The organism is Maritimibacter alkaliphilus HTCC2654, from assembly GCF_000152805.1.
GTDB lineage: Bacteria > Pseudomonadota > Alphaproteobacteria > Rhodobacterales > Rhodobacteraceae > Maritimibacter > Maritimibacter alkaliphilus.
In genome coordinates this window covers 1-14,040 of record NZ_CH902580.1, presented here as the reverse complement: position 1 = coordinate 14,040, position 14,040 = coordinate 1, and the positions used below count along the sequence as shown (strand labels likewise).

At 59.4% G+C, this 14,040-nt stretch carries 10 protein-coding genes and 3 pseudogenes; 3 read left to right on the top strand and 10 right to left on the bottom strand.

What is annotated here, in order from left to right:
• Positions 1-705: 705 nt before the first annotated feature.
• Complete coding sequence (locus tag RB2654_RS21245; RefSeq protein ID WP_008335932.1) at positions 706-1,716, top strand: IS30 family transposase; 1,011 nt, start codon at positions 706-708, stop codon at positions 1,714-1,716.
• Between the two features lie 65 nt (positions 1,717-1,781).
• Here RB2654_RS21245 and RB2654_RS21240 read toward each other — a convergent pair whose 3' ends face one another.
• Genes RB2654_RS21240 through dctP form a run of 5 tightly spaced genes read right to left on the bottom strand, consistent with a single transcriptional unit; the run spans position 1,782 to position 8,293 of the window.
• A complete protein-coding gene (locus tag RB2654_RS21240; RefSeq protein ID WP_008335933.1) occupies positions 1,782-3,332 on the bottom strand; it encodes an indolepyruvate oxidoreductase subunit beta family protein in 1,551 nt (516 codons plus the stop codon).
• Entirely contained in the window at positions 3,329-5,479 is a 2,151-nt protein-coding gene (locus RB2654_RS21235; protein ID WP_008335934.1) for a thiamine pyrophosphate-dependent enzyme, read from the bottom strand. Before RB2654_RS21235 ends, RB2654_RS21240 begins: the two co-directional genes overlap by 4 nt.
• A gap of 15 nt (positions 5,480-5,494) precedes the next feature.
• Complete coding sequence (locus RB2654_RS21230) at positions 5,495-6,781, bottom strand: TRAP transporter large permease (protein WP_254655618.1); 1,287 nt, start codon at positions 6,779-6,781, stop codon at positions 5,495-5,497.
• A 32-nt stretch (positions 6,782-6,813) separates the two neighbouring features.
• The gene (locus tag RB2654_RS21225; RefSeq protein ID WP_008335936.1) at positions 6,814-7,311 is read right to left on the bottom strand and encodes a TRAP transporter small permease; all 498 of its coding nucleotides are present in this window, start codon (positions 7,309-7,311) and stop codon (positions 6,814-6,816) included.
• A gap of 4 nt (positions 7,312-7,315) precedes the next feature.
• Positions 7,316-8,293, bottom strand: coding sequence for a TRAP transporter substrate-binding protein DctP (gene dctP / locus RB2654_RS21220; RefSeq protein WP_008335937.1), 978 nt, complete (start codon positions 8,291-8,293; stop codon positions 7,316-7,318).
• Between the two features lie 190 nt (positions 8,294-8,483).
• On the opposite strand from dctP, the gene RB2654_RS21215 reads away from it, so the two are divergent.
• Positions 8,484-9,389, top strand: a complete 906-nt coding sequence (locus tag RB2654_RS21215) for a LysR family transcriptional regulator (protein WP_008335938.1) — start codon at positions 8,484-8,486, stop codon at positions 9,387-9,389.
• A gap of 389 nt (positions 9,390-9,778) precedes the next feature.
• Here the strand turns inward: RB2654_RS21215 and RB2654_RS21210 are convergent, their stop codons facing one another.
• From RB2654_RS21210 to RB2654_RS23975, 5 genes and pseudogenes are all read right to left on the bottom strand, one after another.
• Positions 9,779-10,282 (bottom strand): transposase, encoded by a 504-nt coding sequence (locus RB2654_RS21210; protein WP_342779713.1) that lies wholly within the window; start codon positions 10,280-10,282, stop codon positions 9,779-9,781.
• Positions 10,271-10,456: pseudogene (locus tag RB2654_RS24045) on the bottom strand (IS110 family transposase); the annotation flags it as partial. The gene RB2654_RS21210 and the pseudogene RB2654_RS24045, both read right to left, overlap by 12 nt.
• 482 nt (positions 10,457-10,938) lie before the next feature.
• Positions 10,939-11,817 (bottom strand): hypothetical protein, encoded by an 879-nt coding sequence (locus tag RB2654_RS21205; RefSeq protein ID WP_008335950.1) that lies wholly within the window; start codon positions 11,815-11,817, stop codon positions 10,939-10,941.
• 471 nt (positions 11,818-12,288) lie between these two features.
• Positions 12,289-13,128, bottom strand: coding sequence for a VHL beta domain-containing protein (locus RB2654_RS21200; protein WP_008335952.1), 840 nt, complete (start codon positions 13,126-13,128; stop codon positions 12,289-12,291).
• Positions 13,129-13,287: 159 nt separating this feature from the next.
• Positions 13,288-13,482 (bottom strand): annotated as a pseudogene (locus RB2654_RS23975) (IS6 family transposase); the annotation flags it as partial.
• Between the two features lie 70 nt (positions 13,483-13,552).
• Here RB2654_RS23975 and RB2654_RS23095 point away from each other — a divergent pair.
• A pseudogene (locus RB2654_RS23095) lies at positions 13,553-14,040 on the top strand (transposase); the annotation flags it as partial.

Here is a 14,040-nt window from a genome sequence, read left to right as displayed (position 1 = left end):
AGCCGGTCGCAAGGTGGGAGGCATCGGCTCTATTGTCCAACCCCTTGTGCTGGCGATGCTCGATAGCTGGCTCCAAGACTGCCTTCGCGGCACCGTAGGACCGTAGCTTTTCGGTGCCGATCACACCCAGCTGCCCCCAAGTCTTGAACTACGTCCTGTAGAAGCGTCTCGCAGCCGTCTTGTCCCGACGGGATTGAACCAGAATATCAAGTAAATCACCATTGGCATCGACAGCACTCCAGCCAATGTTTTCACCCCTTGATCGGCACCACGACCTCGTCGACATGACACTTCCGCCGGGCGCGGTCGATGACGCCTGACCTTGGCGGCGAACTGAACGCCGAAACGCTCCACCCAGTCCCGGATTGTTCCGTGGGAAACCGTGATCTCTCGAGATGCAAGAAGATCCTCAACGTCGCACAAGCTGAGGGCAAGACGATGTACGCCCAGACCGCGTAGCCGATGACCGAGCGTGGAAAACGAAACCCCTTGAGACGGGACAGATCACAAGGATTCAAAATGGGGCGGCGGTACACGGCAAAGCGGTTTTCATCAACCTGACAATGCCCCTGCCCGCTTCGGGACAAAGATCCAAAGGCATTTGTTACATAATGTTCATTATGCGCCGCACTTGCTTGCCCAAGTGGATTCACAAACGAAGTGCAAATTCTGTACGAATACAGATAGTTGCATGGAGGATGTTGAATGGGAACCCACTACTCTCACCTGAAGCTGGATGAACGGCGCAAACTCGCAAAGTGGCTGGAAGCCAAGATGCCTATTTCGGAGATTGCGGATCGATTGGGCCGCGACCCTTCCACGATCTACCGAGATATCAAGCGGAACCAGTATACGGATACCGAACTGCCCGAGCTGAACGGCTACTACGCTTTGAATGCACAGGACATGTACGAGAAGCGCCGCGCGATCCATCGCAAGATGGTCGTGCATCCGGAGCTGAAGGCCACCATCGAAGATCGCCTGAAGGCTGGCTGGTCACCTGAACAGATCGCCGGCCGGATGCGGCTGGAGCGCCATCCGATCCGCGTGAGCCATGAGACGATCTATCGGTTCGCCTATTCCAAGGACGGCCGCGATGAGCAGTTCTATCGCCATCTGCCCGAGCACCGCCGGCGCCGTCGGCCGCGTGGTTACCGCAGGCACAACCGGAGCCACATATTCGATGTGCAAAGCCTCTCTCGCAGGCCCGATCGCATCTCAGAGCGCACCGAGTTCGGCCACTGGGAGTGCGACCTAATGATGTTCAGGAAGGAGCATGGAAAGGTCAACGTGACGTCGCTCGTCGAACGTGTCAGCCGCTATGCAGTTGTGATGCGCAATGAAGATCGTCAATCCAAGCCGATCATGGAGGCGCTGATCAAAGGGCTCGCTCCCCTGCCCGCCGATGCGCGCCAATCCGTCACCTTTGACCGTGGCACCGAGTTCTCAGCCTGGAAGCATCTCAAGGCCGGGATCGGTGCGGATGCGTGGTTCTGTGACCCACAAGCGCCGTACCAGAAAGGCACCGTCGAAAACACGAACAACAGGCTGCGTAAGTACCTGCCCCGCTCAACCGAACCGACGGCGCTGACAAATCGATATTTGAGGTCGATTTGCCACCGCCTCAATTCAACGCCGCGCAAGTGTTTGGATTACCGAACACCGGCGGAAGTTTTCAAAGCCAAGCTGATGGAAATCCAGAACCGTCTGGAATAAAACGACATATCAGAAGTTGCGCTTCACCGTGAGTTCACACCAAGCACATGCCACCGTTCGTTTGTTCATAAGAAACTGTCGATGGTTTTCAGAGTGTCACGCAGCGGTCCATCAGACGGGTCCGAAAGCGCAGCGACGCGCATGCGCCGCACCCAGTCGGCGGCGTCCATACGGCCCTCCAGCTTGCGCGCGCCCTCGAGCACCAGCGCAAATTTCGACTGGCCGCGCGCATGGGTGTCCGAGTACCCCTTGATGAGCCGCTGGCAGGCAAGAATCTCGACGGCAAGGTCGTAGTCCTGTCGCAAGGCCGAACTCGCCCGGGCGAGCCAGGCGTCACGATGCGCCCGCTCCTGCTGATCGCGCAGGGTGAAACGACGGATAGGCTTTAGCCCGCCCAGCACATACAGGGCGAGAAACGCCCATAATCCGTCGCTGCGATACCGGCGCCCCTTATTCACACGCCGGTCGATCCAGGCAAAAAGCCGCGGCGCAGCTTCGATCCGGCGACCCAGTCCCACTGGAAACAGACCGACAACCTCTTCGGCGCGCGGATGCATGTATTCGGTCGTGCGCAGCACTGCCCCGTTGGCGGGATCGGCATGGTCGCGCACACGAGCGAAACGTGCTGCCCGGGTCTTGAGATCCGCTACCCGGATAAGATCGTCGTAGCACAGCGCGTTGGCGAGGTATTTAGAGAACGTCTCGCTGTAGGCATAACCCTTCGCCGCACCCCCGGCACCCTTGTCCATTTCGAGGGCATGCTCGACGGCGGCGAGGTAGTCTGCCCCCAAGGCCTCGTTCTGGAAATTGACGACCTTGCGCAGCCCAGCTCCAGCCATAGCTGCTACGGGAGGCGGAAGCGCATCGACCCGCGCGACGAGGGCATCCCAGCGGCGGCGACGAGCTGAGGGGCCGGTAACAGTGAGCCGTTTTGCCGGCGCTGCTTGAATTGAGTCCCCTGCCCCTTCGGCGGCCGCGGCACGGGCCGCGTGAAATGCCGCGAGACTTGCGGTGACACCGCGCCCCGACGCTTCAATCACGGCAACATAGCTGTCCAGCGAAAACGGCAATGCACCAGAACCTGCCAGGGCGCCGAACAAACTTGCCGAGACGTGGCTTTTCGCCCGTTTAGCCATGTCATGCATGTCAAAAGCCACCGACCGTTTCGCCGCCTGGCGTGTAAGGTCGAGCACCTGATCGCGGTTCGCACGCCCATCTCCGGGAATGATTTTCTCGGAGGTGGCGAACACGCGGTGGGTCGAAGTGATGAGCGTCGTGCGTTCTTTCGTGACGAAGCCGCGCTCCACCGCGCGCCCCGCCTCCATCATTTCAGAGGCGATCACCACGTCCACGTCTCCCGGCGCGGGCATCAGCGCCAGCACGGGTTCGGCAGCGGTCTGCGGCAGCATCTCGACATAATAGATCGTCGTACCAGTGCGTTGCGCCAGGCCGGGGACTGAAGTTGACTGCGCGTGATACCCGTTCGCCTCGGCCAGTGCGACGATCCACGAAGTCAGAACCCCGCCACCCTGCCCGCCCACGGCATGGATAGATAGCTTTATCATGTCGTCGGAACGGCTGAAGCTGCCCTCAGGCAGAACGAATTGATCGGTCATGCCGCGACCTCCTCCACCATCAAACGGCGCGAAGCGCGGCGTGCCTGTAGCCAGCCGATGATCTTTCGGGTCGTCCGATCACGCCATGCCTCCCAACGGTGCGGATTATCGATGACCTCGGCTTCGTAGAACGACGGACAGAGCACGGCGGCATCCGCGACTTCGCCACAATTGCCGCAACCGACACAGCTTTCGTCGATGGAAGCTACGGGATCATCGCGCAGCGGATCGTCCAGCTCCTTGAGGGTAAGCGACGGACAGCCCGACAGGCGCATGCAGGCGTGGTCGCCGGTGCAAACGTCTTCGTCAACCCCGAATTTGGGGCGCGACACGCGGCGCCCCTCAGCGATCGCCTTAGCCTTTTCGGGCCGCTCCCGGCGCTGGCGGTTTAGCATACATTCGGACGAGGCGACGATGACCTTCGGGCCTTCGGCGTCGGTCGTCAGCGCCTCGCGCAGCGTATCGCGCACTTTCGACACGTCGTAGGTCCGGTCGATTGTGCGTACCCATTTCACGCCGACCCCGCGCACCGCTTCCGCGATGGAATTCCCGGTCTGCTTTGTTGGGTTTTTCGAGCGTGACGAGGGGATGTCCTGCCCGCCAGTCGCAGCGGCATAATAGTTGTCCACGATGACGATCACATTGTCCGACTTATTGAATACCGCATTGCCGACGGAAGACGCCATGCCATTGTGCCAGAAGCCCCCGTCGCCCATGATCGAGATCGCGCGCCGCACGCCGCCACCATCGAAAGCTGCGTTGGAGGCCGGTCCGAGGCCGAAGCCCATCGTCGTCCCCCCAAGGTCGAAAGGCGGCAGAACCGAGAACAGGTGACACCCGATGTCGCAAGCAATCTGGTGCGGTCCCATCTCCTCATCGACAAGCTTCAATCCAGCGAAGATCGGACGCTCCGGGCACCCTGTGCAGAACCCCGGCGGACGAGCAGGCACCGCGTCAGAAAGGTCGGGAACCTCCTGCTCTTCCCGGTTCGGCGCACGATGCACAGCAGACAGCATGTCGGGCGCGTGGTCCGCGAGAAAACCTCGCAACCCTTCCAGCATGACTGTCGGCTGGTATTCTCCAGCCATCGGAAGATAGCCCTTCCCGTAAGCCTTTGTCGGCAGGTCGCTGCGATGGAGCATACCGCCGAGCGCCTGTTCGATATAGTTTGGCTGACCCTCCTCAACGACCAGCACCGCGTCTTTGCCTTCGCAGAAGGACAAAAATTCTTCCTCAGCCAGCGGATAGGTCACGTTCAGGCAATAGACCGCGACATCCGAGTTGCCATAGGCATCCGCCAGACCGAGCCGTTCGAGCGCACGGTTGAGGTTGTTGTAAATCCCGCCCTGAACCACCACGCCGATCCGTGCATTCTCGGGTCCCAAAACCTCGTTCAGCTTGTTGTCTATGATGTGCTTCACGGCGCGGGGCCAACGGCTTTCGATCTTCTCGTGCTCATGCGCATAAGCGAAGGGCGGCAGCGCGAGTCGGCTCGGATCACGGCGCGGAGCGGACAGAGCGTCGCGTACGGTGAGCGGAGGGGCCACGTTATCGCGCGCTTCGAACGTGCCATGCACGTGACAAGCACGGATGCGCAGCTCAAGAATGACGGGCGTATTGGTCGCTTCCGAAAGCTCGAACCCGTCGCGCACCGCCTTGGTCATGGAGACAAGATTGGGGCGTGGGTCGAGTAGCCAGACCTGAGACTTCATCGCGAAAGCATGCGTGCGCTCCTGCATGATGGCAGAGCCTTCGCCGTAATCCTCGCCCACGATCAGCATCGCGCCGCCTGTGACCCCGCCCGATGAAAGGTTGGCAAGCGCGTCCGACGCGACGTTTACCCCGACCGGCCCCTTGAAGGCGACCGCGCCTCGGATTGGGTAATGAACGCTCGCGGCAAGCATCGCGGTCGCGGCAGCTTCCGATGCGTTCGCTTCGAAGCGCACGCCAAGCTCGCCCAGAATACCCTGCGCGTCGGCCAGAACGTCCATCAGGTGACTGATCGGCGCGCCCTGATACCCGCCCACATATCCGACACCGGACTCTAGAAGCGCCTTGGTTATGCCGAGGATACCCTCGCCGCGAAAGGTCTCCCCCGCACCGATGCGCAGGTCCTGGACTTCTTTTTCAAAGGAACGTTCAGCCATGGTTTTCTCTGTTCGTCAGTTTGCGAGCAGCAGCCGAGGCAGCCACAACGCGATTTCAGGCCAGACGACGATCAACATAAGAACAGCCATCTGAATGCCGAGGAACGGCAGGGTCGCAAGCGTGATGGTGCCGAAGGAAATGTCCTTTGGCGCGACGCCCTTCATCACAAAAAGCAATAACCCGAAGGGGGGTGTGATGAGCGCGACCTCAAGGCTCAGGAGGTAGACGAGGCCGAGCCAGATCAGATCCACGCCGACCGAGTTTGCGAGCGGTAGGAAGAAGGGCAGCGTGATCATCATCATCGACACCTGGTCGATGAAGCAGCCCAGAAGCAGCAGAACAACCAGAACCAGCAGAATGACCTGAAGTTCGGACAACTCGAACGCCGTTATGACCTTGAGGAGCCCCGATGCTGCGCCCGAGAACGCGAGGATCTGAGAATAGGTGATGGAGCCGACGATGATGAACAGGATCATGGCCGAGATTTTGGCCGTTTCCATCATGGTCTTGCCGATGACCGACAGCGACAGCCGGCCATAGGCAAGCCCGGCGATCACGGTTGCGGCAACCCCGATGGCCGCGCTTTCGGTCGGTGTCGCGATCCCGGCCAGCAGGCTACCGACAACGGCGACGAAGATCACGAATAGCGGCAGCACGTCGCGCAGGAACGGCAGGGCACGCTGGAAGAAGCTTCCGTCATCCTCGATTGTCTCGGTCACGTCATCCCCGGCCAGTGCGCGGATCAAAATATAGGTGATGAAGAGCACCGCCATGATGAGTGCGGGGATGATCCCCGCAACAAGCAGCGCCGAGATCGAGATTTTGGCGAGCGAGCCCAACAGGACGGCTAGCGCCGAAGGCGGGATCAGAATCGCGATGCCCCCGACGGCCACCATTGGCCCGATGGCAAGGCGCGGCGCGTAGCCGGATTTCAGCATCTGGGGCAATAAGGAACTTCCCAGCATCGCTGTGTTCGCCATCGACGACCCGGAGAGCGCCGCGAAGAGCGTACCCGCCACGACCGACACGATGGGCATCCGGCCCGGCACTCGGCGTATGAGCTTCTCAACCGCGTGGATCGCCGCACCCGCCATGCCGGAGTGCAGCATGAGCTCGCCCATCAGGATGAACATCGGAATCGGAGCGAGCGAATAGTTCTGAAGTGATTGCACGCCATTGCGTACCACTTGACCCAATCCGTTCGTCCCACCGAGAAACAGGTAAGCCCCCACGACGTTGACGCCGAGAAAGACAATAGCCACGGGCAGACCGATGACCATAAGGCCAATGACAAGCCCCACGAGAAGGGAAAGCGCCCAGTACCATTCCATCGCTACAGACCCACGACTTCGGACCGGTCCCGTAGCCCTGCCGTACGCAGCGCGAACTCTATCGCGAGCGTGACGAAGGCAAAGGGCGCGACCGTCAGGACCCACCATTCGGGAATGACGAAACTGCGGATCATGATGCTTCCCCGTGCTGCGGATCCGCTCATTTCCTGCCACGCATAGACGGCGAGGATGGTGCAAATCGCTGTCCCGAAAAGGTTGGCGAGGCGTTGCACCACCGCCGAAGCTCTAGCCGGCAGCATCGCCACGGCCACGTCGACCCGCACGTGCGCGCCCCGAGTTAGTAGCCATGGCGCGATCAGGAAGGCCGAGGCCGTGAGCGCAAGTTCCACAAAATCCACCTGCCAGTAGAAGAGTTTCGACCCGACTTGCCGGGCAACGACGTCCCCCACCGTGGTCACCACGGTGAGGGCGATAAGCGCTGCGCCGATCATTGCGGCGAATTTCAGGACGGCATCGAAACCGCGCACCAGACCGGACATGGCGTTACCCGGCAGTGTCGGGCGCCAGCAGTTCCTTGAGCTTGGCTGCGTTCTCGGGCGCAAGCTCTTCGATCTCTGCCCATCCGGCGTCGGAGGCGCGGCGCAGGAATTCCTCGCGATCCTCGCCCGTCAGCTCAATCGCTTCGATCCCGGCTTCGGCTTGCCTGGCAAGGTCCTGAACCGAGAGATCTGACATCTCCTGCCCCTGCCCTTCGATCCAGACGGCCGCCTCGTTCAGACAGGATTGCGCGGCTTCAGACAGATCGTTCCACTTGTCCAGATTCACCAGCACGTTGCCGTCGGACAGATAAAAACCCGGCTCGACCCGATATTTCAGATGTTCCTGAAGGCCGAAATCGAAGATGCCCAGACTCGTCCAACCGAGGCCCTGCACGACGCCGCGTTCGACCGCAGTGTACATCTCGGACGGCGGCGTCTGAACGAGCTGCGCGCCGAGTGTATCGAAGAAAGCGCGATAGACGGGGGCGATCCGCAGGCTCTTGCCAGTAAGGTCGAGAGGGTCTGCCTCTTCGGTCAGATACAGATAGAACGGAACGTCCTCGTGCGTCCGAGCAAGGTAGACTGCGTTCATCCGCTCCTGATGGATCTGGTTCAATAGCTCATGCCCGCCGTTCTCGCGCTGTTCAGCCACGGTGTTGGTCGAAAGCTTAATTGCTGCAGCTTCTGGCACGATAGAGGCATAGAAGGACTGCGAGCTATATCCCACGTCCACGACGCCGCGCCGCACCGCCTCGCCCAGTTCGAAGGTCGGCACAGCCTCAGGCCCCCCGACAAATTGGAGCTGAACGCTTTCGGTACAGGTTTCGTTGACCCGGTCCACGAAACCATTCAGCGGAATGTTTTGCGGCGTGTTTTGTGGAAAGGCCGTGACAACACGAAGGGTCGTGACTTCCGCGAAGCTGACCTGAGCGGACGCCACAAGGATGGCTCCAGCAACCGCCGGGGCGAGTTTGTTGAACATTTCTATCCTCCCAAATGCAAGACCCATGCTTTTTTCTTCTGACAAGGGCCTTCAGAGCACCAAGGCAGACCATGCGATCTTTCTTCGTAACCCGGTTTTTCAGTTGTTTTGGCTCCGGGCGTCAACAAGTCTTCCCCTGACGCGTTGATCGTGCAACTGCTTATCATGTCCAAAGCCATGCAAAAACGTTATGAGTCTTAACAACCGCCACCTCTCAGCCTTTGTGACCGTCGCACAGGCCCGCTCGCTCGGGCGGGCCGCCGAACAGCTGCATATCACGCAACCCGCCTTGTCTAGGATCATCCGCAATCTCGAAGAGACTGTTGGTGCGCAACTCTTCGAACGGCACCCGTTGGGCATGAGCCTTACCCCACATGGACAGGCGCTCTTGCCTCGAGCCGAACTGCTTCTGGCTGATTGGGGAGCCGCGCTCGAAGAACTGCGGTCGATCTCCGGCGCGACCACCGGCACCCTGCGCATCGGTTGCGTCGCGGGCGCGGTCGATCCGCTGATACGACATGCGATGTCACAAATGCTTGACGCACATCCCAACATCCAGCTCCGCGTCACCGACGCCATCGAGGATCGATTGATCGACGACCTTTTGGCCGGTCGGATCGACCTAGCGGTGGCCGGAGCGGTATCAGGGGCGAGCCAGTTCGATCTGGAACAGGTCTACGTCACCAGCGACTGGTGGCAGGTTTACGTGCGGCGCGATCACCCACTTCAAGACATGGCGCGCCCGGCCCTTTCCGATCTTGCTCGCTACCGCTGGGTGATGGTTCCTGAAGACAGCATCGCGCATTTTAAGCTTCGCGAAGCTTATCACGCTACCTCCATGACTGTGCCCGATATCGCAGTCGAAACGCGCTCGCTGACCGTCGCGGTCAACGCGCTACTCGCGTCTCCTCTCGTAACCCTCATGCCGGAATCGCTCTTGCGCCACGAAGTCGAACTCGGGCTTATCTCGCAATTGACCATCCCGGCACTCGCGTGGAAGCGGGAACTCTACATCTACCGCCGCCGGCGCGGCTCTCTGACCTTTGCTACGCGGGCGTTTCTGGACTTCCTTCGAGGTACCGGAATCGCCGGGTGAAATGGCTCAACAAACGCACCCCACAGGTTGGCCTGCCGCCCATTTTCGACGCGGTAGGCCATGACGTCGCCTATGCTACAGCACGTCAGCTGTGATCGACCCATTGTGGTGAAGACTTGCCAGAGCCCAACAGCGTTCCGCCGACAAGGTGCAGCAGCCCCCCCCAAACGATCTCGTCGATTGTCACCCCAAGCGTATCGGCCAGTGCCTTTGAGTGTCGCGGTCGACCCGTTCTTGCGCCCCGCCGTTTAGGGATGAGCAGTCTCTTCGTGCAACCTCAACGCCGTGAAGACACGAGGGCCGAGACGACGTGACCCGGCCCTCGCATCGTTGCACCTCTTGTCTTACCTATCTACTAGCAACTGTATCTGTCAGGTGGCCTGATCGGCTCATTTTTGACGGTGTTTGCAGAGCCCGTTCGCAATCGTGACGAGCTTGCGTGCGACGGCAGTGATGACAACCTTGTGTGGCTTTCCCGCGGCTCGCAGGCGGTCAGCGAAGGTTTTCAGGATCGGGTTGTGATGGCTGGCGACGAGGTCCGCGTGGAACATGACGTGTCGCAGCTTGCGCCGTCCTCCTCCAATGGCGCGCTTGCCGCGCATGGAACCGCTGTCATGTGCGATTGGGGCCAGTCCCGCGAGCGCGGCGGCCTGCTCACCGGAGAGCTGGCCGAGTTCGGGCATCTCGGCGATCAGCATAGTGCTGGCGCCGGGGCCGATCTCGGCAACGGAACGCAGGACATCGGCAATCGCAGCCAGGTCATTATCCGAGGCTATTGTCTGCTCGATCCGAACGTTCAGCTCTGCAATCTGGCGATCGAGAAGGCCTTTCAACTCGGCATCCATGGCAACCAACATATCCGGCGACCCCAGCTGTCCGTGCTTTGATGTCAACGCCCTGAGACGGCGTATCTTTTCATGTGGCAACACTCGTCCCGCATCCGGCCGGAAGGCCATGAAGCGCGCAATGAGTTCCGCGTCGATCCGATCGGTCTTGGCGCGTGTGCTTCGGCTCGCGGCGAAGGCCTTGATCTGGGTGGGCGGCAATTGCCGGGTCGCAGTCCCAGCAGTATCAAGGGCGGATTACAGACACCATTCTTGTCCACCAGTGGCCTCGAAGCAAACCAGGGCGCCCGGTTCACGAGCGAGTTGAGCGACTTGCTCGTGCCCTTCAACCTTGTTCGGCGGCCGCGCATGCTTGCTTTCTGATAGACAGTAGATATCCAACCAATCGCGGCTGACGTCTATGCCAATGATCCGGTCCCGTGATACCGTATTCATGCTCTCTTCCTTCTGCTCCGCGGTCCTCGGCGACCGCATTCAACCGATCGAGACGATGAAGAGAGACGGTGCTGGCTCGCTAGGAAACGTGGTCAAACCCACAAGGCTCAGATGCCAAACACCGCCCCGTCAGCAACCTCTGCCAAGGCGCCTGACGGGGTCAGAATAGCAAAGCCGAGATACAACAGGCTCAAAGTTAGGAGGCAAAGCGTCTACAAATCTAGGCGCGCCTCAGTCCAAAGCGGTTTCCCCTGACGCCTCCATTCAACCTACTGAATACAAAGCGACCAAGCGTCGTGGCCTAGATTTACAACAACCTGCGCATCCTGATCCGCCATCGGACGGTAGCAGCGACCATCGGAATTCCAACTGCCCATATACCTATAGGGCTGCCCGCCGAATTCTACCCAGACCTGGGACAGGTCGTTCTTGTCGGTTTGAATGATATAGCTAAATTCGCTGCCTGACGGATCGTACACAAGCTCGGCCCGCCCATTGCCTATTGTCGGCGTAAGTGTCGCCGCCATACAGCGGTAACTTGCATAGTCGGTTTGACAATTGCCAACGAACTGCTCACCGCGACGGTTCGGATCCGGCATTTGCGGCGCGCCGGCCATCGAAGTGCTGGAAGAACCGACTGGCTGCGCAAGCGTAGTTCCCGCTGAAGCGAGGTCAGGATTGCCACGGTTCGTTACGCATTCTTGAACTTTCAGCGCCGCTGCCGCAGTGCCCTGCAATTGCATTTCGTACCACACCTCGCCCACGCGGATTTCCATTCGATTGCCGCTGGCAATAGCGTCATACTCGCCTTTGTGGGGCCACAGAATAACCCAGTCACCGCTACCCCATCCGCTAATTCCCAATTGCCGTCCATCTACATCGAACAAGCCATAAGGGGTTTCGCCAGAGAACCGATGTTTGATGGCAATCTGCCATTGGGGGGATTTATCGTACCCGAAACGCCAGGTCAGGCCCGGCGTTTCCATCTCTGCCGCACAAAAAGCGAAACCCTCGTCCGTGCTGCCCGAAAAGACGTTCCAGCCGCGCACATCGGCATAAAAATCCCCCTGCGTCACCTCAGGATCATCGACAATATTGATTATCCCGTCACCTATTTCCGGCGCTTGGGCAAATGCTGAAACAGGCACGCAAGCTGCAACTGCGCACGACAACAGACATAACGAACGGAGCAAATTCATACCCTTCCTTGACGCTTACGCCTCAGCTTCTTGATGGCCGTGGAATAAGGATAACCTTGAGTGATGATCGTGCTTTCAGATATTGAAGTTTCGAGCTGACCCATGCCTATCCAGGCAATGAAGGCCTGCCCTCGAAGCCTTTCCGCCTGTTCAGAGACTGGGTTTCCAGCCGGGACAGCGACATCGATTTCAAGTACTTCCTCCCAAATAAAAAAATGATGCATAAAGTATAGGGAAGCGGAGGCCCGTTGGTATCGACGGGCTTTCCGAAAAGCGTCAGAGACCTGACCCAAAGCCAATCACCGGACCACTTGACGGATTAAGCCGCTTCGCTCGAAGACCCCAGACCGGCGATGCAAAGCAAGAGTAGGCAGGCGTGAACTCTGGGCATCATCGGCTTACCCTTGCGCTGATCGTGTCTCACCCGTCACCGAATATTTCCATCATGTTATAGCCAGGTTGCGAGGCCTCTAGAACGCCATCCACGCAATCGCCGTTTTGATCAACTGCGATCCATTTGTGGGTTAGGTAGGTTGGCTGCTGGTAGTCCTGACCATGTGCCAAATCCTGATAAAACTGCCGCTGACCGTTCTGATCGATCCAAAAGATCTTGAGTGGACGGAAGCTGCTGTTGGCAATGTGGAGGGTGGCAGTTTGACCAGAGTTTCCAGAACGAACGCTACCCGCAGCAGGACAACCCGCACCTTGTCCGCGCGGTGAAGACATTGCGGCGACGCTGCTGGGCATTGACGTTGGGTTTTGGAAGCAGTCGTAAGTCTGCTTCGTCATCGCGTTCGAACCTTTGAGGGAGAATGTTGACGTCTCTACGCCACCCCCGGGCAACGAAAGTGCGAAACTGATTGTGTTGGCGTTTGCAAACAAATCAAGCAAGCCGTTCGGTTCGGAGTTCGATGTCGTGTATGCGAGCCATTCTCCCGAATAACCCATCTGCACGTAGTTCCCCTCGGCACGGTTGTTATCAAACCAGATCAAAACCTGCTCACCGATGCCTTCATCGTTGGTGCGTCGCGTTTTCAGGCCGAATGCAGTGGAACTGGCCTGATGTGTGAAAATCATCGAGGCGCCATTGTTGCCGGGCATTGTCGCGTAGCACTCGACGACCTGGCCATTATCAGTTGCCCTAAAAAGCGACCAGGGACCTGCGTTCCCATATTGCGTTGACTGGGCTGAAGCTGAGAAGGGAACCGCTAAAAACACCGCTGCGCACATCAGCAGCCGCGACATCTTCTGGATCGACATTAATTACCCCTGATTCGGGAGACCCCCCTCCCGATGGCGGCAGCTAAATCCAACTACCATGGCGTTACTCTACGCAGATCCAATCAATGCGCAAGCAGGATCTCGGGGACTGTCAGCCTAACGGTTCACAACCTCCGCAAGGACAAGCAAGCTGACCTGTCATGCCGCGAAGAGGCCGTGCCACTCGGCGAGAGCGGCGGCACGGTTCTGCATATAGGTGGATCGTGAGGTTGAAGTGGTTGTGGACCGAGGCGAGGACGGAGGTAAATCCTGCAGACCTCGCATCTGCCGGATACGCTGCATCGCCTGCTCCAGCCTTCGGAACGGCGGGTGTGTATTCTCGGCGCGGTTGTTCGTCCTGACCTGCTCCCCTGAAAAGTCCTCCTTTTGAGGTTAGCCTGTTCTCCAGACGAGGAGACAGACGATGAAGAGAAGCCGTTTCAGCGAAGAGCAGATCATTGGCATCCTGAAGGAGCACCAGGCTGGGCTCGGCGCGAAGGCGCTGTGCCGTAAGCACGGGATCAGCGACGCGACATTCTACAAGTGGCGATCGAAGTATGGCGGCATGGAGGTTTCCGATGCCCGCCGGCTGAAGGCGCTGGAGGCAGAGAATGCCAAGCTGAAGAGTTGGAGGGATCGGAAAAGGCCCCAGTGGGGCGTTTTCCCCGAACAACGCTGGCCGAGCATATGCTCGACGTCGCCACGCTGAAGGAGATGTTGGGAAAAAACTTCTGAAGCCCGGTTCGAGGAGACGCGCCGTGGACTGGGCTATGACAGAGAAGAGCTACTCGCAGCGGCGGGCTTGCGCCCTGGCCGGGATCGATCCGCGTGTGTATCGGCGGCGCCCGACGCGGCCGGAGGACGAGGAATTGCGAGAGCGGCTCCGGGAGCTGTCGGGAGAGCGCCGACGGT